The sequence below is a fragment of the Polaromonas sp. genome (genome assembly GCF_041689105.1).
Classification (GTDB): Bacteria; Pseudomonadota; Gammaproteobacteria; order Burkholderiales; family Burkholderiaceae_C; genus Polaromonas.
Genome location: NZ_JBDNGU010000073.1, coordinates 41,753 through 64,828 on the forward strand (window position 1 = coordinate 41,753; position 23,076 = coordinate 64,828).

Here is a 23,076-nt window from a genome sequence, read left to right on the forward strand (position 1 = left end):
GTGCGCGGTATAGACTGAACAGCCAACACCACTGGAGACCGTCCATGGGACTTGCGAAATTTCTGGGACGCGCGGCTATGGGCCCTTTCTCCAAAGCGCTGCCGCAGATGGGGGAAACAGAACGCGCTGCGCTGGAGGCCGGTACGGTCGGCTTTGAGGGCCAGATTTTTGCCGGCCATCCAGACTTTGATGCGCTGATCAGCATGGGACCCGGCGTGCTCAGCGCGGCCGAACAGGCTTTCCTCGACAACGAGGTTCGCACCCTGTGCGCCATGCTGGACGATTTCGTCATCGACGAAGCGCGCGACCTGCCGCCCGATGTCTGGCAGTTCCTGCGCGACAGGCGTTTTTTCGGAATGATCATTCCCAGGCAGTGGGGCGGCCTGGGGTTCAGCCACTGCGCGCATGCCACCGTGGTGACGCGCATTGCGACCGTCAACGTCTCGGCCGCAGTCACGGTGATGGTGCCCAACTCGCTGGGGCCGGCGGAGCTGCTGCTGCGATACGGCACCGAGCCGCAACAGCAGTACTACCTGCCCCGCCTTGCCGACGGTACCGACCTGCCGTGTTTTGGCCTGACCTCTCCCTACGCAGGCTCTGACGCCGCGTCCATGCCGGACCGGGGCGTGCTGACCGAGCGCGAAATCGACGGTGTGCGGGTGCGCGGCTTCAGCATCACTTTTTCCAAGCGCTACATCACGCTTGCCCCCGTGGCCACCGTGGTCGGGTTGGCTTTTCAGGCGATTGACGAGGCCCGCCCCGAGGGCCAACGCGAACTCGGGATTACCTGCGCCCTGATCCCGGTGCCCCAGCCCGGCATGCAGATCGGTCGCCGTCACCACCCCATGAACAGCGCTTTCATGAACGGTCCGATTGAAGGCCAGGACGTGTTTGTACCTATGGAATGGATCATCGGCGGCGAAGAAAAGGTTGGCCAGGGATGGCGCATGCTGATGGAATGTCTGGCCGCAGGGCGGGCCATTTCCCTGCCGGCACTCGGGGCTGCAACCCAGCAGGCCTCACTTTTTGTGGTCACGGGTTATGGCCGGGTGCGCGAGCAGTTCGGCCTGCCCATTGGCCGGTTCGACGCCATCGGAGGCATCGTTGCCGGCATGGCTGCCGAACTGTATGCCACCGACGCCGCGCGGCGATACACGGCGGCGGCCCTCGACAAAGGCGAGCAGCCCAGCGTGGCCAGCGCCATCCTGAAAGTGCAGCTGACGGAAGCGGGACGCCGTTCGATCAACCATGCCATGGATATCCTGGGCGGAAAAGGCATCGTGAATGGCCCATCCAACCTGCTCGCATCGGCCTACCGCCACATGCCGATTGCCATCACTGTCGAGGGCGCCAACATCCTGACCCGGTCGCTGATCATCTTCGGACAGGGGGCTGTGCGTTGCCACCCTTATGTGATGCAGGAGATTCAGGCGGTTGCGCAGCATGACGAGGAAGCCCTGGGGCGCGCCCTGCTGGGCCACGCGCGCCACGCAGCCGGTAACTTCTGGCACAGCCTGTTCGGCGCACCCCTGACCGGCACGCCCCCCGAGGCGCTGCTGGGTGAAGCGCGCATGCTGGCACGCCTTTCCGCCAAGTACGCCCTGACCTGCGACCTGGCCATGGGCATGCTGGGCGGCAAACTCAAACGCATGGAGCTGTTGTCCGCCCGGCTGGGCGACTGCCTGGCCCACCTGTACATGGCCAGTGCCTGCTTCTGGCGTTTCACGGTCGAGGCCGACAGTGAGATGCTGCCGTTTGCGCGCGCGGCGCTCCGGGTACAACTGGACGCGGCCGAGGAGGTGCTGCGCGACCTGTACGCCAACCTGCCGACGCCGGGTCGTCGCCTGATCGGCGCCCTGGTGCTCAGCCGCACAGCCCACCTGGCCCCCCTGCGGGACGTACAGATGCTGGAACTGGCAGCCTTGCTTCGCACACGGCGCGCCCTGCTGGACCGCCTGTGCCCCGATGTCAGCGCGCCCAAGCAGGGGGGGATGCTGGACCTGATGCAGGCGCTGGACCTGGCGCAGCAACTGGGCGACGACGAAACCGCCGCACTCAACAAGCTTGTTCGCCGCGCCCATTCTTTCGAGGAAGCCGCGCAGGCCGCGTCCAACCCCACCCTGGCGCTGGCTTACCTGCGCGCAGCCGACCGGGTGATCCAGGTGGACGACTTTGCGCCCTGACGCACCACCCGGCGCAGCCCGGACGCAGTCAAGACGGACTTCAGAGGCATTTCAAGCGGCAGGAAACAGCTGTTTGTGCTGCTCGCGCAGCAGGTTCTTCTGGACCTTGCCCATGGTGTTGCGCGGCAACTCGGCCACCACAAAACAGCGCTTGGGTATCTTGTAGTTGGCCAGACCGGACTTGAGCGCGCCCAGGATGGCATCGCCATCCAGCGTGTTGCCCGGTTTGGCGATCACGATGGCCACACCAACCTCGCCAAAATCAGGATGCGGCACGCCGATCACCGCGCTTTCGACCACGCCGGGCATATCGTTGATGTAGCCTTCGATCTCGGCAGGATAAACGTTGTAGCCACCGCTGATGATCAGGTCCTTGCTGCGTCCAACGATGTGGATGTAGCCACGTTCGTCGATTTTTCCCACGTCGCCGGTCTTGAAGTAGCCGTCGGGTGCGAACTCCTCTTTGGTCCTTTCCGGCATGCGCCAGTAACCCTGGAAGACGTTGGGGCCCTTGACCTCAATGCCGCCGACTTCGCCAGCCAGCAAAGGCTGGCCAGCGTCGCCCTGCACGCGCAGGCTGACACCCGGCAAGGCAAACCCGACGGTGCCGCCGCGGCGCTCGCCGTCATAGGGGTTGGAAGTCAGCATGGCGGTCTCGGACATGCCGTAGCGCTCCAGGATGGTGTGACCCGTGCGTTCCTGCCAGGCCTTGAAGGTCTCGATCAACAGCGGCGCGGAGCCCGCTACAAACAGGCGCATGTTGCGGCAGGCCTCGCGGTTGAGGCCGGGCTCGGCCAGCAAGCGCACATACAAGGTCGGCACGCCCATGAAGACGGTGGCCTCGGGCAGCTTGTTCACGACCAGCGCGGGGTCAAACTTCGACAGCCAGATCATCTTGCTGCCGTTGATCAACGCGCCATGGAGGGCCACGAACAGGCCGTGCACATGAAAAATAGGCAAGGCATGGATCAGCACGTCGCCCGCCTTCCAGCCCCAGTAGTCCTTGAGCACGCGCGCGTTGTCCGCCAGGTTGCCGTGCGACAGCATCGCGCCCTTGCTGCGGCCGGTGGTGCCGCTGGTGTACAAAATGGCCGCCAGGTCATCGGTCTGACGCTCCACAACGCCATGCCGGTCGCTGCACTGGGCGGCGCGGTCCAGCAAGGAGCCGACGCGGTTGTCGTCCAGGCTGAAGACGTTGTAGGTTCCTCGCTGGAAAGCAATCTTGCTGACCCAACCAAAGTTTTTGCGACTGCACACGACGACGGAGGGTTCGGCGTTGTCAATGAAGTACGCCATCTCGACGCTCTGGTAGGCGGTATTCAGTGGCAAAAAAACATAACCGGCGCGCAGTGTGGCCAGGTACAGCATCATGGCCTCCACCGATTTTTCAACCTGTACGGCGATACGTGCCCCTTCGGGCAGCTGCAGCGACTTCAGCAGGTTGGCCAGCATGGCGGTGCCGCGCTCCAGGTCGCGCCAGGAGTAATACAGGCCGTTGTCGGTCTCCACCGCAATGGTGTCGAGGTCGTCCGGAAAAGCCGCGCGCAAGGTGGCAAACAGGTTGTTGTTGGTCGTCATGGAGTTACCTGAAAAATCAAAATACGGATGGGACAGAGCTCCGTCAAAACTGCGGCGTTCGCTTCTCGACGAAGGCCACGACCCCTTCGCGGTGTTCGTCGGAGTCCGCATAAGCATAGGCATTTGCTATCAAATGCGTAGCTGCCTGAGACCGCCCATCAAGGGCTAGCGCCCTGAAACACTGTTTATTCAGGCGCGCGGCACCAGGGGCGAGCTGCGACACGCGGGCAACCGTGGCGGCGGCCTCCGTCGCCAACTGGTCATCGGGCAACACGCGGTTCAAAAAACCGCGCTGCGCCGCCGTGGGTGCATCGAGCACTTGTGCGGCCAGCAGCATCTCGCGCGCCATCAGCTCCCCGGCGGCACACATCACGAGTGCGGCTTCGCGCGGTGCCATCGGAAAGCCCAGCTTTGCGATGGGCGCGCCAAACCGGGCCGACATGCCGGCCAGACGCAGGTCGCAACAACTGGCCATCTCGATGCCTGCGCCCATGCAGGCGCCCTCAATTTGCGCCACGATGGGCACGTCGCAGTCCAGCATGGCCTGCAGGCCACCCCACACCTGCCTGTCATGGAAGTCACGCAGGGTTTCTTCGTCAAAGCGGAACGCAGGGTACTCGGCAATGTCGCCGCCGGCGCAGAAGTTGCCGCCCTCCCCGGCCAGCAGGACGCAGCGCAAAGCGGCATCGTGCTGAATGCGCTCAAAGACCTCGCGCAGCTCATGCCACATGGCACGCGACATGGCGTTGAGCTTGCCGGGATGGGACAGCGTGACACGCGCCAAGCTGCCTTCGACGGCCAACAGTACCTGTCCCGTCATGAGGGGTCCTGCTGGCTCAATCGAGCTTGGCGCCGGAAGCCTTGACCACTTGCGCCCACTTCTTGACTTCTGCGCTGATGAAGCTGCCGAACTGCGGGCCGCTCAAGCCGGTAAATTCGGCGCCCTGACGCGCCCAGACCGCCTTGGCCTCGTCGGTCGTGCAGGCCTTGCGGATTTCCTCGATGGCTCGGGCCTGGGCATCAGCCGGCATGCCTTTGGGTCCCCAGACGCCGTACCAGGTGGTGACGTTGTAGTCGGGCAAACCCATCTCCGCAGCACTTGGCACGTCCGGAATCGCCGGATTGCGCTTGTTGCCAGACACCATCAAGGCCTTGATACGACCACCGGCGATGTGGGCCGCCGACGAACCCAGGCCATCAAACATCATTTCGACATCACCGGCAATCAGGCCCTGCAGCGCCGGGCCCGCACCGCGGTAAGGAATGTGCGTGATGAACGTGTTGGTCTGCTGCTTGAACAGTTCACCAGCCAGGTGGTGCGAGGTGCCCGCGCCGGCCGAGCCGTAATTGAGCTTGCCCGGGTTCTTGCGGGCGTTGTCCAGAAACTCCTTGAAGTTGGCAACTGGCAACTTTTGCGGATTGACCACCACCACCTGCGGCACGCTGGCCACCAGGATCAACGGGATCAGGTCCTTTTCGATGTCGTAATCGAGCTTGGGGTACATGCTCGGCGCAATGGTGTGGTGCACCGCGCCCATGAACAAGGTGTAGCCATCGGGCTGGGCCTTGGCTGCGATGCTGGCGCCCAGGGTGCCGCCGGCGCCGCCACGGTTGTCGATGATGAGTTGCTTGCCGGTCAGGCGCGCAAACTGCGCGGACATGGGTCGTGCAAACGCATCTGTGCCGCCGCCCGCCGGGAAAGGCACGATCATGGTGACCGGTTTGGCCGGCCAGGTCGATTGCGCGTGGCTGCCGAATGAAAATGCCGCAGCACCTGCGGCTGCCATGCGCAGCATGTCGCGTCGCGATGCGTTGATGTCAAAACTCGATGTCATGTATGTCTCCTGTCGTTGTTGAATCGAAAAAAAATTGGTCGAAAGATGTTGTTAAATATACAAATCTTCGACCGCGCCCGATACGGGGATTTTCCCCTGCGCAAGCAGCGCCCGGTATTTGTCCAGCCGTTTGAGGTCATAGAGGTAATTGACCATCAGGCCGAAGGACTGCTTCAGCCCTTTGGGCGAGGGGTCACCGCCCCAGTTGATGCGCTCCACCCGCGCGCCATTGCCCAGGTGAAAACGCGCCACCGGGTCGAGCGGCTTGCCGTCGTCGAGCTCGCGGCCCAGGTACTGCGCAGCGCAATGGAGCAGCATGCGGCGCACCGGCGATTTTTCGTTGAGCGCCAGCGCGTTGTCCGCCGCCGTGATGAAATTCTGCGCCGTCGGCGGCTCGAACCCCACCGCCCGCCCCAGCAGAGTGCGTTCTTTTTCATCGAGCTGCTCGATCAATCCTGTGGCGCTTTTTCCGAGCCAATGGCGAAAGCCAGGAATCGGCGACAAGGTGGCAAAGGTCTTCAGGCGCGGAAACTCCTCATGCAGCGTTTCCACCACACGCTTGATCAGCGAGTCGCCAAAACTCACGCCGCGCAGGCCGGTCTGCGTGTTGCTGATGGAATAAAAAATCGCGGAGGTGGCCTTTTTGAGATCAGCCGGTGCGGCGGATTCATCGAGCAGCGGCGTGATGCCATCAGCCATGTCATCCATCAACGCCACTTCAACAAAAATCAGGGGCTCGTCCGGCATGCGGGGGTGGAAAAACCCATAACAGCGGCGGTCGCTGTCCAGCCGGTTTTTCACATCGGCCCAGCTCTTGATGTCATGAACGGCTTCGTACTTGATCAGCTTCTCGATCAGAGACGCAGGCGAGTCCCAGCTGATGCGGCGCAGGTCCAGAAAACCCACGTCGAACCAGGTCGAGAACATGTACTCCATCTCGACGTCGAGCGCCTGCAGGCGCTTGTCGGCCTTGAGGTGCGGCAGCATGTCGGCGCGCAGGTTCACCAGAAAGCGGAAGCCTTCAGGAAAAGCGCTGAAGCGTTGCAGCAGGCGCCGCCGCGGCGAGACGGTGGCGCGGCGGTAACGCACCTCGGCCACGGGCTCATCGGGCGTGCCGACCGCAGCGGCAAACTGCGTCTGCGCCAGCTTGACTTTGGCGGCGTCGGCGACGAACTGCTCACTCATCAGCAGCCACATGTCGCGCCGCTCGTCCAGCAAGGCGTTGGCGTACCAGCCGGCGACACCCATGGCGCGACGCCCGCCCTCGACCTCGCTGACCTGCGGATCGACAATGGCCTTGAGTTCTTCCAGCGTGCGGCGCAGCACGCGCGGCGACAAGGCTTCCTCCTTCTTGCGCAGCGTGGCATTGAGGCGCTCCCGCGTGCTGCGCACAGCGCCGCTGCTTGCTCCTGATTTTGTAGCATCCTGCGAACGCTCGGCGGGAGCTGAGGGCTTTTTTAACTCGGATTTTTCAGGGCTGCGCAGGATGGACACGCTGCGGGTGATCCAGTCGGGCGTGTTCATGGGGTGGCCTGTGGAGTGGTAAGGAGCAAGGAAGCGACGACTGCGGACATCGTGGGCTGGCTCATGCTGTCGCCTCCTGTCGGGTCAACGATTTGCGGGCAAAAAGGTGTCGGCTCCCTGCTGGCATTCGCCTGCTGTCGATCCCCAGCTGCGCTGGGGCCCCTCGCCAGGTAGCTCATGCCAGCACCTTCGATCTCTGATTCCTGGCGAGCTCTCTGAGGGCTTCTCGTTGGCGGATCAGGTGGGTGCGCATGGCGGCGTCGGCGCCTTCGCTGTCTCTGGCCTTGAGGGCAGCGAACACGGCCATGTGTTCCGACAGGCTTTGCGCGAGACGGCCGGGCGCGTGCAGTTGCTGTGAGCGCGCCAGCTTGAGGATCTTGCGCAGGTCGCTGATCGCCATCGCCAGCCAGCGGTTGTCGGCCAGCGTGATGATGGCTTCATGGATGGCGAAGTTGGTGTCGTAGTAGTCGTTGATGCGGCCGGCCCGGGCGTGGCCGTTCAGGCGTTCATGCAGCATGGTGAGTGCGGCTAGGTCAGCATCGGTCGCGTTGCGTGCCGCCTCAAAGGCACAGCGTCCTTCAAGCAACGCGATCACGGGAAAAATATCGTCCAGGTCTTTTTCGGTCACCTCGCTGATGAAGCAGCCTCGGCGCGGCTCGTGCCGAAGCAGCCCTTCAGCGGTCAGCACCTTGAGCGCTTCGCGCAAAGGCGTGCGCGAGATCTGCAGTCGCTGGCAGAGCGCCAGTTCATCGAGAAAACTGCCGGGCGCATACAGGCCAGAAAAGATCTGCTCACGCAAGGTGGCAGCCGCTTCCTGGTGCAATGAGTTCTGGATGAGGCGCATGGTGTCAGTCCGCCGTGACCAAAAGTCTGCGAGACAGAACAATTGTCGGAGGCAAAACGGCAGCACCAACCCCTGGCCTGTCAGCTGATATTCCTCTCTGCAGATTCGCTTGATTCTTCATAATTTTCTATAATTATGAATAATTATTATAAATTTCATGCGTACTGGCAAGCATAAGTGGGCATCAAGTCACAGGTAAAAACCCGGATGCCGCAACCGTCGAGCAACGGGCGCAGAGCCCGCCACACGGACCTCGCCAACCCGAACTGCTATCTCAACGATAGTAGACTATGTCCGTATGACGGGGCTCAAGGCCTTTTTTCGGTCCATAACCAGAGCCAGACGCCGGCCGCAATCATGGGCAGGCACAACCACTGACCCATGCTCATCCCCAGCGCCAGAATGCCGAGATAGTCGTCCGGCTCGCGGAAAAACTCGGCGATGAAGCGGAACACGCCGTAGCCGACCAGAAAGGCCGCCGACACCTGCCCGGTTTTGCGCGGCTTGCGCGCGTACAGCCAGAGCAGCACGAAGAGCAGCAGTCCCTCGAGCAGGAACTGGTAGACCTGCGACGGGTGGCGCGGCATCAGGGAGCCGCTGTTCCTGAAAACCATGCCCCAGGGCAGGTCCGGACTGCTGAAGCGGCCCCACAACTCGCCGTTGATGAAGTTGCCGACGCGTCCGGCCGCCAGCCCCGTCGGCACACAGGGCGCGATGAAGTCCATCACCTGCAGCCAGGGTTTTTGCCGCGTGCGCGCAAACCAGATCTGCGACACCAGCACACCCAGCATACCGCCATGAAAACTCATGCCGCCCTGCCACACGTAGAAAATCTCCAGCGGGTGCGCCAGGTAATAGCCGGGCTTGTAGAACAGGCAGTAGCCGATACGCCCGCCCAGCACCACCCCCATCACGCCCAGGAAAAGAATGTCTTCGATGTCCTTGCGGCTCCAGGCGGCCGTTCCCGTCATCGAGGCATAGGGCTCATGGCGCAGGCGGCGCATGCCCAAAAACAGGAACAGGCCAAAGGCGGCGAGGTAAGTCAGGCCGTACCAGTGAATGGCCAGCGGACCCAACTGAAGGGCAACGGGATTGATGGTGGGATGAATCAGCATGGGACGTATTTTGCACCGCCGGGCAGTTCCATCTCGTAGGCTATTGGCTCACAAGCGCGTGGTGCAGGCCAAGGCTGTCCCGAACATGCCGCAGCCTGCCCAGCTTCAGCCCGGCAAGTCTGGCGCGCAGTCGATGAAGCGCGCCACGCAGGCATGGGCTGCGCCCCCGGGCCAGACCAGGCTGGTTTCACACATCGCCACCTTGCGGCCCTTTTTGCCCGCCACGCTGCGATAGACCACGCCTGGCCGCTGGAACTGGCGCACGCTGTCGGGCACCCAGGCGACGCCCAGCCCGGCGGAGACCAGATTGACAATCGTCTGCATCTGGATCGCTTCCTGCGCCACCTGTGGCGACTGCGCGGCGGCGTGGTACATGCCAAAAATCGCGTCGTACAGCGAAGGCAGGATGCGACGCGGAAAAATCACCAGCGGCTGCGTCAGCACCTGATCGAGTGTGAGCGCAGTCCGCGTTGCCAGCGGATGGTGTTCACTCAGTGCAAGCACCAGTGGCTCCCGGGCCACGAGGCGGCTGTGCAGCCCCGGTGGTGCGAAGCCGGGCGAATGCAGGATCACGCCGGCATCGATGTCGTGGTGCTCGAAAGCCTGCAACTGCATGTCGCCGGTGGCCTCCAGCAGCTCCAGCTGGACTTGCGGGTTGCGCTCGCGAAAAGCCCGCACCCACTTGGGCAGCAGCGAAAAACCGGCGGTGGACACAAAAGCCAGACGCAGCCGCCCCAGCTCTCCAGCGCCGGCCGCCCTGGCCTGCTCCGGCAGCGCCTGCGCCCGCGCGAGCAGGTCCAGCACCTGCGGCAGCAGCGCCTCGCCCGCCGCCGTCATCTGCACGCTGCGCTTGGTGCGCTCGAACAGGCGCACACCCAGCCGCGTTTCCAGATGCGCGATCGCCTGGGTCAGCGGCGGCTGGGTCATGTGCAGGCGCGTTGCAGCCCGGCCGAAGTGCAGTTCTTCGGCCAAAGCGGCAAACTGACGCCAGAGACGCAGTTCAATAGTCGGGTTACTCATACGCCCTTCATATTACTGGATGTCTAAAAATATATTGGAAACGAAAAAAAAGGCGGGGCATACTTTGCCCTTTGCCCCTTTCATCTCCCCACTACAAAGAAGAGACCCCCATGAACCAGCAGGACAAAGACAGCGCAGGCGACGCGATCAACCGCCGCAGTAAAAATATCACCGAAGGCACGTCGCGCGCGCCAAATCGTTCGATGTACTACGCCATGGGCTACGAGGCCGGTGACTTCAAAAAACCGATGGTCGGTGTGGCCAACGGCCACAGCACCATCACCCCCTGCAACAGCGGACTGCAAAAACTCGCCGACGCGGCGATTGCCGGCATCGAGGAAGCGGGAGGCAATGCGCAGGTCTTCGGCACACCGACCATCTCTGACGGCATGGCCATGGGTACCGAGGGCATGAAGTACTCGCTGGTCTCCAGAGAAGTGATCTCCGACTGCATAGAAACCTGTGTGCAGGGCCAGTGGATGGATGGCGTGCTGGTGATCGGCGGCTGCGACAAAAACATGCCGGGGGGCCTGATGGGCATGCTGCGCGCCAATGTGCCTTCCATCTACGTCTATGGCGGCACCATTTTGCCGGGCAGCTACAAGGGCCAGGACCTGAACATCGTCAGCGTATTCGAAGCCGTGGGTGAACACGCCGCCGGCCGCATGAGCGACGAAGACCTGCTGCAAATCGAGCGCCGCGCCGTTCCCGGCACTGGCAGCTGCGGCGGTATGTACACGGCCAACACCATGTCATCGTCGTTCGAGGCGCTGGGTATTTCCCTGCCCTACTCATCGACCATGGCGAATCCGCACGACGAGAAAATGAATTCGGCCAAAGAGTCGGCCAAGGTGCTGGTCGAAGCAATTAAAAAGAACATCAAACCGCGTGACATCGTGACCAAAAAAGCGATTGAAAATGCTGTGGCGGTGATCATGGCCACCGGCGGCTCGACCAACGCCGTGCTGCACTTTCTGGCAATTGCCCACGCCGCTGAAGTTGACTGGACGATTGACGATTTCGAACGCGTGCGCCAGAAGACGCCGGTGCTATGCAACCTCAAGCCCAGCGGCCAATACCTGGCAGTCGATCTGCACAAGGCCGGTGGCATTCCGCAGGTCATGAAGACGCTGCTGGTCGCAGGTCTGCTGCACGGTGACTGCCTGACCATCACCGGCCAGACCATCGCCGAAGTGCTGAAAGACGTACCTGATGTGCCGCGTGCCGACCAGGATGTGATCCGTCCCATCGACAGGCCGATGTACAAGCAGGGCCACCTGGCCATTCTCAAGGGCAACCTCTCGCCCGAAGGCTGCGTCGCCAAAATCACTGGTCTCAAAAACCCGGTGATGACTGGTCCGGCACGCGTGTTTGACGACGAGCAGTCGGCACTGGCCGCCATCCTGGCCGGCAAAATTGTGGCGGGCGATGTGATGGTGCTGCGCTACCTCGGCCCCAAGGGCGGCCCCGGCATGCCGGAGATGCTGGCGCCCACAGGCGCACTGATTGGCGCCGGCCTGGGCGAAAGTGTGGGACTGATCACCGACGGTCGCTTCTCCGGCGGCACCTGGGGCATGGTCGTCGGCCATGTGGCGCCGGAAGCAGCGGCTGGCGGCAACATCGCCTTCATCAAGGAAGGCGACTCGATCACCATCGACGCCAAACAGCTGCTGCTGCAACTGAACATCGATGACGCCGAACTTGCCAAACGCAAGGAGGGCTGGAAAGCCCCCCTGCCGCGCTACATGCGCGGCGTGCAGGCCAAGTTCGCCTTCAATGCTTCCAGCGCCAGCAAGGGCGCCGTGCTTGACGATTATTGAAATCGCAGCAACGCGCCGAAATTAAAAACCCCCTGCAGAACTGCAGGAGGTTTTTTTTATTGTGTGAGCCGCAAAGGCCAGGATCGAAGCGAGCGGGGTCTCCCTTCAAGCAGGGGCCACGGATCTGGCTCTGCCAGTCCGCATGCGCAGCGCCCCCTCGGGGGCAGCGCAGTACACGCAGTGACAAGCGTGGGAGCCCTATTTCCTTTTTTTGAGCATCCCCATGGCATCTCGCTGCTTGTCGATGCGGTCCTGCTTGCGCTTGTCCATCTTTTCCATTTCCTTCTTCTTGGTGTAACCAGATGCATCGGCCCACCACCACCAAAGCACCGCCATGCCGAACGGCGCCAGGATGAACCACCAACTCAGCGTCGCCACCGGCCCGATCTCCAGGTATTTCAGCAGGACGCCGATGATGCCAATGAACAGGAAAAACATGGATAACTCCTCTGGTACAGCGGGAAACCCTTTGTGAGCAAGGTCAACCCACAGCACTACAATTGCGTTGATTGAATGTACCCGAATCCATACCTGAAACTCTTCCCACGAGGTCAACGATGAAACGTGTTTTTTTGGTGATTGCTTCCCTCGCTGCTGGCGCGCTGGTTTCCACGCCGGCGCTGGCCGACCTGCAGCTGGCCACCGCCAAAAACTGCATGGCCTGCCATGCCGTGGCGACCAAGCTGGTTGGCCCATCGTATAAAGAGGTTGCCGCCAAATATGCAGGCCAAAAAGACGCGGTGGAAAAACTGGCCGGCAAAATCATGAAGGGGGGTTCCGGCGTCTGGGGCCCGGTGCCCATGCCGGCCAATGCACAGGTCAACGCTGACGAGGCGAAAAAGCTGGCCGCTTGGGTGTTGACGCAAAAATAACGCCAGCCTCGGCCACAAAAAAAAAGCCCGTTGCTTTCAACGGGCTTTTTTCATGCCCAAAACCGGGGCAGCATCTCACAGGTTTTCAGACAGCTGATCGAGGATGGCGGGATTTTCCAATGTTGAGGTGTCCTGGGTGATGGTCTCTCCCTTGGCAATGCCGCGCAGAAGGCGGCGCATGATCTTTCCGCTGCGGGTCTTGGGGAGGTTGTCGCCAAAACGAATGTCTTTGGGCTTGGCGATCGGGCCAATCTCCCTGGCTACCCAGTCACGCAACTCCTTGGCAATCGCCTTGGCTTCGTCGCCGGTGGGGCGCGAACGTTTAAGCACCACAAAAGCCACAATCGCTTCGCCGGTTAGATCGTCGGGACGGCCAACCACAGCCGCTTCTGCCACCAGGGCCGAGTGCGACACCAGCGCCGATTCGATCTCCATGGTGCCCATGCGGTGTCCGGAGACATTAAGCACGTCGTCGATGCGGCCGGTGATCCGGAAGTAGCCACGGTCGGTACTGCGCACCGCACCGTCGCCAGCCAGGTACATGGTGCCGCCCATCTCTTCGGGGAAATAGCTCTTCTTGAAACGCTCGGGGTCGTTCCAGATGGTGCGGATCATCGACGGCCAGGGCCGCTTGACCACCAGCATGCCGCCGGAGCCGTTGGGCACGTCCTTGCCAACTTCATCAACGATGGCAGCCATGATGCCGGGCAGCGGCAAGGTGCAGCTGCCCGGCACCAACGGCGTCGCGCCGGGCAGCGGCGTGATCATGTGGCCGCCGGTTTCGGTCTGCCAGAAGGTGTCCACCACCGGGCAACGCTCGCCCCCGACGTTTTTGTAGTACCACATCCAGGCTTCCGGGTTGATGGGCTCACCCACCGAGCCGAGGATGCGCAGGCTGCTCAGATCGGAGCGTGCCGGATGGACTTTCTCGTCGCCTTCCGCCGCCTTGATCAGCGAACGCATCGCCGTCGGCGCGGCGTAGAAAATCGTGACCTTGTGTTTTTCGATCATCTGCCAGAAGCGGCCGGCATTTGGGAAGGTCGGGATACCCTCGAAGATCACCTGAGTCGCGCCGGCAGCCAGCGGGCCGTAGGCCACATAGGTGTGGCCAGTGATCCAGCCGATGTCGGCGGTGCACCAGAACACATCGGTCGGCTGGATGTCGAAGGTCCAGTCCATCGTCAGCTTGGCCCAAAGCAAATAACCGCCGGTGCTGTGCTGCACGCCCTTGGGTTTGCCGGTCGAGCCGGAGGTGTAGAGGATGAACAGCGGATGTTCGGCGCCGACGAACTCCGGCTCGCAGGTGGCCGGCTGCTTCGCGCTCACCTCGTGCATCAGGCTGTCGCGCCCGGCGACCATGTTGCAGGGCGTGGCGGTGCGCTGGTAGACGATCACGTTCTTGATGGATTCGCAGCCGCCCATGGCGATGCCTTCGTCCACAATGGTCTTGAGCGGCAGTTCCTTGCCGCCGCGCAACTGGAAGTTGGCGGTGATGACGGCCACCGCACCCGCATCCTGGATACGCTCCTGCAGGCTCTTGGCCGAAAAGCCGCCAAACACCACCGAGTGCGTGGCGCCTATGCGCGCGCAGGCCTGCATGGCCACCACACCTTCAACCGTCATCGGCATGTAGATGATGACGCGGTCGCCTTTTTTGATGCCCATGGACTTGAGCGCATTGGCGAACTGGCAGACCTTGCCATGCAACTCCTTGTAGGTGATGTTGGTCACCTTGCCATCGTCGCTCTCGAAGATGATGGCCTTCTTGTTTTCGGTGGCGGTGCCGAGATGGCGGTCCAGGCAGTTGTACGAGGCATTGAGCTCACCATCGGCAAACCACTTGTAGAACGGCGCATTTGACTCGTCCAGCGTCTGGGTGAAGGGCTTCTTCCAGCTCAGGTTTTCGCGCGCCAGCCGGGCCCAGAAGCCTTCAAAGTCCTTTTCGGCCTCTGCGCACAGCGCGTTGTAGGCGTCCATGCTGGAAATACGGGCGGATTTGGCCAGTTCGGGGTCGGGGAAAAAGACCCGGTTTTCAACCAGTGTGGACTCGATGGCGGATGAAGGCGCGTTCATGATGGCTTGTCTCCTCAGGTTGTCACTCATGCGTGCTAATGTCATGTTCAGCACTTACAGTCCACTGACTGGCTGCAAGCTTACAGGTTTAACCCGAACTCAGGCAAGCCAGGCAGCACGCCTACAATCCGCCGAGTCCGTAAAAACCCTTGAATCATCATGTCAGATCCCAAGCCCGTCATCCCCAAAGCCTCGCCGCTACGCCCCATCCCAAATTTCATCTTTGCCAGCCGCTGGCTGCAGTTGCCGCTATATGTCGGCCTGATCGCCGCACAAGGCGTGTACGTGTTTCACTTCCTGGTCGAGCTGCTGCACCTGATCGAAGCCGTCTTCGGCAGCCAGACCGCCCTGCAGGCACTGGTCACCAGCATTGGCTACAAGACTGATGTGCCCGTGACCACACTGAATGAAACCGTGATCATGCTGGTGGTGTTGGCGCTGATTGACGTGGTCATGATCTCCAACCTGCTCATCATGGTGATCGTCGGAGGCTACGAGACCTTTGTTAGCCGCATGAACCTTGAAGGCCACCGCGATCAGCCCGAGTGGCTCAGCCACGTCAACGCCTCGGTGCTCAAGGTCAAGCTGGCAACGGCCATCATCGGCATCAGCTCCATCCACCTGCTGAAAACCTTCATCAACGCCGACAACTACACCGACCGTGTGCTGATCGCGCAAACTGCAATTCACATCACCTTCCTGCTCAGTGCACTGGCGATTGCGCTGACTGATCGCCTGATGTCGCACTCCCAGCGTCCCGACCGTTAAGCTGTTTCATAAAACGATTACATAAGGAGCCCTGCATGACTATTTTGTTGTTCATTGGCGGCCTGATCGGCCTGGTTGCTGGTGCCGAGCTGCTGGTGCGCGGCGCGTCCAGGCTGGCCTTGTCTTTCGGCATTTCGCCGCTGGTGGTGGGCCTGACCATCGTCGCCTTCGGCACCAGCGCGCCCGAGATGGCTGTCTCTACGGGCGCGGTCCTGAGCGGCCAAACCGACATCGCCATCGGCAACGTCGTCGGCAGCAACATCTTCAACGTACTGTTCATCCTTGGCGTGGCGGCGCTGATCACGCCGCTGGTCGTCAACATCCAGCTGATTCGCCAGGAGGTGCCGATCATGATTGGCGCGTCCCTGCTGCTGCTGGCGCTCGGCCTGGACGGCAAGCTCGGTTTTATCGACGGCGCGATCTTGTTCGCACTGCTGATTGCCTACACGGTGTTCCTGATCGTTCAGTCGCGCGGGGAAAGCAAGGCCGCGCAGTACCAATTTTCGACTGAAATCACACCTGCCGTGCCCGGCGGCTGGGACTCGAAACTGCCGGCCCAGCTGGCGCTGATCGTTGCGGGGTTGGGCCTGCTGGTGCTCGGCTCCGACTGGCTGGTCACCGCCTCAACTGTCTTTGCCAAAGCCCTGGGCGTGAGCGACCTGGTGATTGGCCTGACCATTGTTGCCGCCGGAACGTCGATGCCCGAAGTCGCCACTTCGTTGATGGCGGCCATCAAGGGCGAGCGCGACATTGCTGTCGGCAACGTGGTGGGCAGCAGCACCTTCAACATTCTGGGCTGCCTCGGCCTGTCGGGAATCGTATCGGGCGATCTCGGCCTGGTCATGCCGGCGGCCATCCTCAATTTCGACATCTGGGTGATGATTGCCGTCGCCTTGGCCTGTCTGCCGATTTTCATGACAGGGCGTGAAATTGCCCGCTGGGAAGGCGGCGTGTTTGTTCTCTACTACGCCGCCTATGTCACTTACCTGATTCTTGCCACCCGCCAGCATGACACGCTGGGCGTTTTCTCAATGGCGATGATGAGCTTCGTGATTCCGATCACAGTCATCACGCTGATCGTCATGCTCCTCAAGCGCGGAAAAGTCCGGGACCGCCCGCGTTGAGGAATGGCTAGAGAAACCGCTGGGGCTACCAACGTTCTGCTGGCAACTCATGACCCCGTGAATGGGCAAAAAACTGCCCACTAGAATAACAACACCGTAAAAGACAGCCCAAATCTTGCTACTGCTGATCATTCTCTTGCCATTGCTGGGAGGCACCCTTATCACCGGCTGGTCCGGGGTACATCCGTCTGCGGGTTACCGTGGCCGCACCGCCTGGCTGGCTGCAGCAGTCACGGGCGCCAGTCTGGCGTTGCTGCTGATCCAGGCGCCAGCCGTGATGGGCGGCGAAGTGCTGTACGAATTTTTCCCCTGGGTGCCAGAAATTGGGCTGAACCTGGGCATGCGGCTGGACGGCCTGTCGCTCATGTTCGCGCTGCTGATCACCGGTATCGGCTTGCTGATCATCCTGTACGCGCACTTCTACCTCGGCAAAGACGATCCGGTCGGCAAGTTCTACAGCACACTGATGCTCTTCATGGCATCCATGCTGGGCATCGCCCTGTCGGACAACCTGCTGCTGCTGATCGTGTTCTGGGAACTGACCAGCCTCTCCTCGTTCCTGCTGGTCGGTTACTGGAAACACCGTGCCGATGCGCGTGAGGGTGCGCGCATGGCGCTGGCCGTCACCGGTGGTGGCGGCCTCGCCATGCTGGGCGGTTTCGTGTTGCTGGGTCAGATCGCAGGCACGTATGAACTGAGTCTGATGCTTGATCAGGGCGCGCGCATCCAGGCGGACAGCCGCTATCCTGCGGCGCTGTTGCTGATCCTGCTCGGCTGCTTTACCAAGAGCGCGCAGTTTCCTTTTCATTTCTGGCTGCCCCAGGCCATGGCTGCGCCCACGCCGGTGTCTGCATACCTGCACTCGGCCACCATGGTCAAGGCTGGGCTCTTTCTCATGGCGCGCCTGACGCCCGTGCTGGGCGGCACCGAACTCTTCACCGGCATCGTCGCGACCACCGGGCTCGCCACCATGGCATTCGCCGCCTTCATCGCCATCTTCAAACACGACGTCAAGGCCTTGCTGGCCTATTCGACCATCAGCCACCTGGGACTGATCACTTTCCTGATCGGGCTCGGTTCACCGCTGGCGGCGGTGGCGGCCATGTTCCACATCCTTAACCACGCCAGCTTCAAGGCGGCGTTATTCATGATCGCCGGCATTGTGGACCACGAAACCGGCACCCGGGACAAGCGCCTGCTGGGCGGCCTGCGCCATCTCATGCCCTGGACAGCCACGCTTGCCATGGTGGCTGCAGCGGCGATGGCAGGTGTGCCGCTGTTCAACGGCTTTCTGTCCAAGGAAATGTTCCTGACCGAAACCGTGACTTTCGCCCAGACCGGCGGCTGGCGCTGGCTGGTGCCCGTTGTTGCAGCGCTGGCCGCCCTGTTCAGCGTGGCTTACTCGGTACGCCTGATTCACGATATTTTCTTCAACGGCCCGCCGCGCGCCCTGCCCAACCCGCATCCGCACGATCCTCCTTTGGGCATGCAGGCGCCAGTGATCCTGCTGGCAGTGATTTGCGTTGCAGTCGGTCTGTTGCCTTCCGTGCTTCTCGGGCCCATGGTTTTGCTGGCAGCAGCGGCCATGCTGGGTACTGCCCCGCCAGACTACCACCTGGCAATCTGGCATGGCCTGAACCTGCCACTGCTGTTGAGCCTACTGGCGCTGGCCGGCGGCGCCGGCCTTTACTTCGCGCTCGCGCGCGGCGGCCGGTTGCACCGGCTGAACTCCGAAAACTGGTTCGGACTGCTGACTGGGTTAAACCTGTTTAACCACGGCTCTGACCGGCTTTTCAACATCGCTGGCCGCCTGACCGCCAAACTGGAAACGGCCTCGTTGCAGCGCTACATTGCCTGGATGCTGATCGCCACGCTGGTGGTAGCAGCCGCGCCTCTGCTGTCGGGTGACGCCCCCGGCACCGGCTCACGCGCACTGCTTCCAGTCTCGCTTGCGGCACTGGTGGTGTGGGGTCTGCTGATGCTGGCCTGCGTCTGGCTGGTCCTGCGCCACCATGACCGTTTCCAGTCGGTGGTGGTCATCGGTGTGGTCGGCCTGGTGACCGCGCTTGCCTTTGTCAGCTTTTCGGCCCCCGACCTCGCGCTCACGCAACTGACCGTTGAAGTGGTTTCCACCGTGCTGCTGCTCATGGGTCTGGCGCTGCTGCCCCGGCAATCACCGCGCGAGTCTTCCACCGGGCGCCGCACGCGCGACGCCGCGCTCGCAGTGTGCGGCGGCGCCGGCATTGCCTGGCTGGCCTGGGTCATGCTGACGCGTGACCACGACTCCATTGCCTGGTATTTCCTCAACCAGTCGGCCATCGCCGGCGGCGGAACCAACGTGGTCAACGTGATCCTGGTGGACTTCCGCGGCTACGACACCTTCGGCGAGATCACCGTACTGGGCATCGCGGCCGTCGGCGTGCTGGCCCTGATGGAGGGCATGCGCACGCGCCGCCCGACCAGCGATGGCGAAGGCCTGCCCTGGACCTTTGCCACCCAGCCGCTGATGCTGCGCGTGGCCGCGCGTGTGGTGCTGCCGCTGGCGCTGGTGGTCACCCTCTACATCTTCATGCGCGGTCACAACCAGCCAGGCGGCGGCTTTATTGCCGGGCTGATCACGGCGGTAGCGCTGGTGCTGCAGTACATGGCCATGGGTCAGTCGCGCGCTGAGGCCCTGCTGCGGGCCGACGGCGGAGCCCGCTTCGTTCGATGGATCGGCCTCGGCCTGGGAATTGCCGGTCTCACGGGCGTGGGCGCCTTTGTGTTCGGCCAGCCTTTCCTGACCAGCGCTCACGGACATCCGTCCGTGCCCTGGCTGGGCGACATCCCGCTGGCCACCGCCGCACTGTTTGACCTCGGTGTGTACATCACCGTGGTCGGCTCGACGCTGCTGACGCTGTCCACCCTGGGTTCAGTGACGCGGGAGCCGGGCAAGGCGCCAGTGCCCATCCCGCACAACGGAGTGAAACCATGAGTCTGGAGTTTCTGGTGGCCAGCGGCATCGGCGTCGTCACCGCCACGGGGATTTACCTGATCCTGCGCGGACGCACCTGGCCGGTGGTGCTGGGCCTCTCCCTGCTGGGTTATGCCGTCAACGTGTTCATTTTCGCCATGGGCCGCCTCTGGCAGGACGCCGCGCCCATTCTTTCAGCCACCGGGCGTGTGGCCGACCCGCTGCCCCAGGCACTGGTGCTGACGGCCATCGTGATCGGCTTCGCCACCACAGGCTTTGTGATTGAACTGGCGCTGCGCAGCCGCCACGAATCCGGCACCGACCATGTGGACGGGCACGAGCCCGGGCACGGGGCCGACCACACCCGGGACAAGACCCTATGAACGGGCTGCTGGACGCCATTTTTTCCGCCCATCTGCCGGTGCTGCCGGTGTTGCTGCCCTTGTTCACGGCGGTGGCCCTGCTGATCATGGGTGACCACGGCGGTGAGGCCAGCCACGGCGGGCCGCTGCTGCAACGCAGGCGCCTGCTCAGCCTGGTCTCTGTGGTGATGGGTGCAGTGCTTTCGTGGCGCCTCATGACCGAAGCGGCCACAGGCGTATTGAACGTGTACCCACTGGGCGGTTGGCCAGCGCCCTTTGGTATCGTGCTGGTCATCGACCGCCTGAGCGCCATGATGCTGGCTTTGACATGGACCATAGCCGTGCCTGTGCTCTGGTACGCTGCGGGCGGCTGGGACACCCACGGGCGTCACTTTCACACCCTGTTCCACTTCCTGCTCATGGGTGTGTCCGGCGCCTTCGTGACGGGCGACCTGTTCAACCTGTTTGTATTTTTTGAAGTGCTGCTGATTGCCTCCTATGTGCTTCTGGTCCACGGCCAGGGGCGCGAGCGTTTCAAGGCCGGCGTGCACTATGTTGTGCTCAACCTCGTGGCGTCGGCGCTGTTCCTGCTGGGCCTGGCCATCGTGTACGGCGTGACAGGCACCCTCAACATGACCGACGTGGCGCTGCGGGTAGCGCAGCTCGGCCCTCAGGAAGCCACGCTGTTCAAGGCCGGCGCGATGGTGCTGCTGGTCGTGTTCGGCCTCAAGGCGGCCATCGTGCCGCTTTACCTGTGGCTGCCCGGCACCTACGCTGTCGCCAGCGCACCCGTCGCGGCGATGTTTGCCATCATGACCAAGGTCGGCGTGTACGGCATCATCCGCGTGCATGCGGTGATCCTTGACGACGGCGCGGGGCACGCCGCACTGGCCGCCGAACCGTGGCTGCTGCCGGTGGCGCTGATCACGATGGCGCTAGGCGTTCTGGGCGCGCTGGCCGCGCACAGCCTGACACGGCTGGTGTCCTACCTCACCGTGGCGTCCGTCGGTACCATCCTGGCCGGCATCGGCCTGTTCACCCCGGCGGCCATGTCAGCTGCGCTGTATTACATGGTGCACAGCACGCTGGTTATTGCAGCGCTGTTTCTGCTGGTCGAGCTGGTGGCCTCCCAGCGCGGCCAAGCTGGCGACCGGCTGCAACCGGCCACACCCGTGGGACAGCCCGTGCTGCTCGGCTTGATGACGCTGCTCGGCGCAGCATCGGTTGCCGGCCTGCCGCCGTTGCCCGGCTTTCTTGGCAAGCTCATGATTCTGCAAAGCGCGGCACCGACGCCCGCCCACGCGTGGGTCTGGACCGTGGTGCTGGCGGTCAGCTTCCTGACGCTGATCGGGCTGGCACGCGCCGGCTCCATCCTGTTCTGGAGCGTTCTGCCGGCGGGCAACCAGTCAGGGCGCTCTGGCACCAGTTCGCGCCTGGTCCTTGCAACCCTCAGCCTGCTGGCGCTCAGCCTGCTGCTTGCCGTGGCGGCGTCCCCGCTCAAGCGCTACACCGATGCCGCTGCGGCGCAGCTGGCGGACCGCGCCGCTTACGCCGGGGCCGTGCTGGGCCCGGTCGGCGGCGCGACGGCCACGACCACGCGGCCTTACCGCGGCGGCGAAGGCGAAGTGCGGCTGCCTGCCGCGGAAGGCCAGCGATGAAAAAAGTGGCGTGGTTCGCTCACCCCTGGCTGTCTCTCCTGCTGGCCGCCAGCTGGTTGCTACTGCAACACACACTGGCACCCTTTCACCTGATCTCGGCGGCGCTGATCGGCCTGCTGGTGCCGCGCCTCTTGCACAACTTTTTGCCAGCGCCAAGGCCGATGCGTTTCGGACCGGCTCTGCGTTTGTTCGCGGTCGTGTTGCGGGACATCGTGCTGTCCAACATCACGGTAGCGCGGCTGGTGCTGGGTCCGATGTCCCGTCCGCAGCCGGCGTGGATGACGGTGCCGCTGGCGCTCAGCCACCCCACGGCGATTTCCCTGCTGGCCAGCATCATCACCACCACACCAGGAACGGTTTCCTGCGTCGTCGACGAGCAGCGCAAGCACATTCTGGTTCATGCACTCGATTGCAGCGACCCAGCGCAGATGGTGGCCGACATCAAGGCACGTTACGAAGCCCCTCTGCTGGCCATCTTTGAACACACGCCAGAACACACCGGAGAAAGTCGATGAACATCCTGCTCCTGTCTTTGGACATCGCCGTCGCTGCGGTGTCGCTGGCCATGGCGCTGTGCGCGTGGCGTCTGATGCGCGGACCCGACACGCCCGACCGTGTGCTGGCCATCGACACGCTGTACATCAATGCGGTAGCGCTGGTGGTGTTGCTGGGCATTCGCCTGCAGACACCCCTGCTGTTTGAAGCCGCACTGATCATGGCGATGCTGGGTTTCGCCTCGACGGTGGCGTTGGCGCGTTACCTGACCCGTGGCGACGTGATCGAATGAAACGGAGGGCATGACCATGGGACTTCATCCTGTCGCTGAATGGCTGGCCGCCGCATGTTTGCTGATGGCGGCTTTTTTCTCGCTGGTAGGCGCCATCGGGCTGGTCCGCCTGCCGGATTTTTTCATGCGCCTGCATGCCCCTACCAAGGCCGCTACGCTGGGCGTGGGCGGCGTGCTGCTGGCCAGCATGATCCTGGCGGCCGCCGAGGGCCGCATCGGCTTTGCGGAACTGCTGATCACGCTGTTTGTCTTCGTCACCGCGCCGGTGTCGGCCAACATGATGGCGCAGGCCGCGCTGCACCTGCGCTTGCCCAGCAAGGCCCCGGCACCCGATGACGCGGTGCCCGAGCGCCGCGCCTCGACCAACATGTAACTCCGGCCCCTCATTTCGTTTCTTCTCAATAACAGGGCGTGGTTCAAAAAGCGGCTCTTCGTTAATTTCACTGTGAATTTTTCCTCACGCCCAACCCAAATCCAACTTACCGCAATGAAACAGAATTCTTGCCCGGTAGTTGGTGAAGCTGCGAAACCCACGGGCATTGGCCTTGATGAGCTGGATG

At 62.6% G+C, this 23,076-nt stretch carries 20 protein-coding genes; 11 read left to right on the forward strand and 9 right to left on the reverse strand.

The genetic code is table 11. The annotated features are described in order from the left end of the window. Positions 1-44 precede the first annotated feature (44 nt). Entirely contained in the window at positions 45-2,183 is a 2,139-nt protein-coding gene (locus tag ACESMT_RS06960; protein WP_372825838.1) for an acyl-CoA dehydrogenase, read from the forward strand. A 51-nt stretch (positions 2,184-2,234) separates the two neighbouring features. On the opposite strand, the gene ACESMT_RS06965 is transcribed toward ACESMT_RS06960, so the two are convergent. From ACESMT_RS06965 to ACESMT_RS06995, 7 genes are all read right to left on the reverse strand, one after another. Further along, the gene (locus ACESMT_RS06965) at positions 2,235-3,761 is read right to left on the reverse strand and encodes a malonyl-CoA synthase (RefSeq protein WP_372825839.1); all 1,527 of its coding nucleotides are present in this window, start codon (positions 3,759-3,761) and stop codon (positions 2,235-2,237) included. A gap of 43 nt (positions 3,762-3,804) precedes the next feature. Further along, complete coding sequence (locus tag ACESMT_RS06970; protein ID WP_372825840.1) at positions 3,805-4,581, reverse strand: enoyl-CoA hydratase/isomerase family protein; 777 nt, start codon at positions 4,579-4,581, stop codon at positions 3,805-3,807. A 16-nt stretch (positions 4,582-4,597) separates the two neighbouring features. Then, the gene (locus ACESMT_RS06975) at positions 4,598-5,596 is read right to left on the reverse strand and encodes a Bug family tripartite tricarboxylate transporter substrate binding protein (RefSeq protein WP_372825841.1); all 999 of its coding nucleotides are present in this window, start codon (positions 5,594-5,596) and stop codon (positions 4,598-4,600) included. A gap of 51 nt (positions 5,597-5,647) precedes the next feature. After that, positions 5,648-7,120, reverse strand: coding sequence for a malonyl-CoA decarboxylase (locus ACESMT_RS06980; protein ID WP_372825842.1), 1,473 nt, complete (start codon positions 7,118-7,120; stop codon positions 5,648-5,650). A 175-nt stretch (positions 7,121-7,295) separates the two neighbouring features. Continuing rightward, positions 7,296-7,964, reverse strand: coding sequence for a GntR family transcriptional regulator (locus tag ACESMT_RS06985; RefSeq protein ID WP_372825843.1), 669 nt, complete (start codon positions 7,962-7,964; stop codon positions 7,296-7,298). 308 nt (positions 7,965-8,272) lie between these two features. Next, positions 8,273-9,079 carry a prolipoprotein diacylglyceryl transferase gene (lgt, locus tag ACESMT_RS06990; protein ID WP_372825844.1) on the reverse strand — a complete coding sequence of 269 codons (807 nt, stop codon included), beginning with the start codon at positions 9,077-9,079 and terminating at the stop codon, positions 8,273-8,275. Between the two features lie 105 nt (positions 9,080-9,184). Further along, a complete protein-coding gene (locus ACESMT_RS06995; protein WP_372825845.1) occupies positions 9,185-10,099 on the reverse strand; it encodes a LysR family transcriptional regulator in 915 nt (304 codons plus the stop codon). Positions 10,100-10,209: 110 nt separating this feature from the next. Between ACESMT_RS06995 and ilvD the strand changes: the two genes are divergently transcribed. Beyond that, positions 10,210-11,919 (forward strand): dihydroxy-acid dehydratase, encoded by a 1,710-nt coding sequence (ilvD, locus tag ACESMT_RS07000; protein ID WP_372825846.1) that lies wholly within the window; start codon positions 10,210-10,212, stop codon positions 11,917-11,919. Positions 11,920-12,117: 198 nt separating this feature from the next. Here the strand turns inward: ilvD and ACESMT_RS07005 are convergent, their stop codons facing one another. Then, positions 12,118-12,357 carry a TIGR04438 family Trp-rich protein gene (locus ACESMT_RS07005; RefSeq protein ID WP_372825847.1) on the reverse strand — a complete coding sequence of 80 codons (240 nt, stop codon included), beginning with the start codon at positions 12,355-12,357 and terminating at the stop codon, positions 12,118-12,120. A 119-nt stretch (positions 12,358-12,476) separates the two neighbouring features. Here ACESMT_RS07005 and ACESMT_RS07010 point away from each other — a divergent pair, with 119 nt between their 5' ends. After that, entirely contained in the window at positions 12,477-12,791 is a 315-nt protein-coding gene (locus ACESMT_RS07010; RefSeq protein WP_372825848.1) for a c-type cytochrome, read from the forward strand. Positions 12,792-12,866: 75 nt separating this feature from the next. Here ACESMT_RS07010 and acs read toward each other — a convergent pair whose 3' ends face one another. Then, positions 12,867-14,864 carry an acetate--CoA ligase gene (acs, locus tag ACESMT_RS07015; RefSeq protein ID WP_372825849.1) on the reverse strand — a complete coding sequence of 666 codons (1,998 nt, stop codon included), beginning with the start codon at positions 14,862-14,864 and terminating at the stop codon, positions 12,867-12,869. A gap of 159 nt (positions 14,865-15,023) precedes the next feature. Here acs and ACESMT_RS07020 point away from each other — a divergent pair, with 159 nt between their 5' ends. The 8 genes from ACESMT_RS07020 to ACESMT_RS07055 all read left to right on the forward strand — a co-directional run bounded on the left by ACESMT_RS07020 (position 15,024) and on the right by ACESMT_RS07055 (position 22,889). Then, a complete protein-coding gene (locus ACESMT_RS07020; RefSeq protein WP_372825850.1) occupies positions 15,024-15,632 on the forward strand; it encodes a YqhA family protein in 609 nt (202 codons plus the stop codon). A 35-nt stretch (positions 15,633-15,667) separates the two neighbouring features. Continuing rightward, on the forward strand, positions 15,668-16,756 hold the full coding sequence (locus tag ACESMT_RS07025; protein WP_372825851.1) for a calcium/sodium antiporter: 1,089 nt from the start codon (positions 15,668-15,670) through the stop codon (positions 16,754-16,756). 115 nt (positions 16,757-16,871) lie between these two features. Continuing rightward, positions 16,872-19,730 carry a monovalent cation/H+ antiporter subunit A gene (locus tag ACESMT_RS07030; RefSeq protein WP_372825852.1) on the forward strand — a complete coding sequence of 953 codons (2,859 nt, stop codon included), beginning with the start codon at positions 16,872-16,874 and terminating at the stop codon, positions 19,728-19,730. A gap of 2 nt (positions 19,731-19,732) precedes the next feature. Then, positions 19,733-20,092 (forward strand): Na+/H+ antiporter subunit C, encoded by a 360-nt coding sequence (locus tag ACESMT_RS07035; RefSeq protein WP_372825858.1) that lies wholly within the window; start codon positions 19,733-19,735, stop codon positions 20,090-20,092. Continuing rightward, positions 20,089-21,729: a monovalent cation/H+ antiporter subunit D gene (locus ACESMT_RS07040; RefSeq protein ID WP_372825853.1), complete on the forward strand. Its 1,641-nt coding sequence runs from the start codon at positions 20,089-20,091 to the stop codon at positions 21,727-21,729. Before ACESMT_RS07035 ends, ACESMT_RS07040 begins: the two co-directional genes overlap by 4 nt. Next, entirely contained in the window at positions 21,726-22,244 is a 519-nt protein-coding gene (locus ACESMT_RS07045) for a Na+/H+ antiporter subunit E (protein ID WP_372825854.1), read from the forward strand. The genes ACESMT_RS07040 and ACESMT_RS07045 overlap by 4 nt, the downstream gene beginning before the upstream one ends. Then, on the forward strand, positions 22,241-22,516 hold the full coding sequence (locus ACESMT_RS07050; RefSeq protein WP_372825855.1) for a K+/H+ antiporter subunit F: 276 nt from the start codon (positions 22,241-22,243) through the stop codon (positions 22,514-22,516). The genes ACESMT_RS07045 and ACESMT_RS07050 overlap by 4 nt, the downstream gene beginning before the upstream one ends. Positions 22,517-22,532: 16 nt before the next feature. Then, positions 22,533-22,889, forward strand: coding sequence for a Na+/H+ antiporter subunit G (locus ACESMT_RS07055; RefSeq protein ID WP_372825856.1), 357 nt, complete (start codon positions 22,533-22,535; stop codon positions 22,887-22,889). Positions 22,890-23,076: the final 187 nt, after the last annotated feature.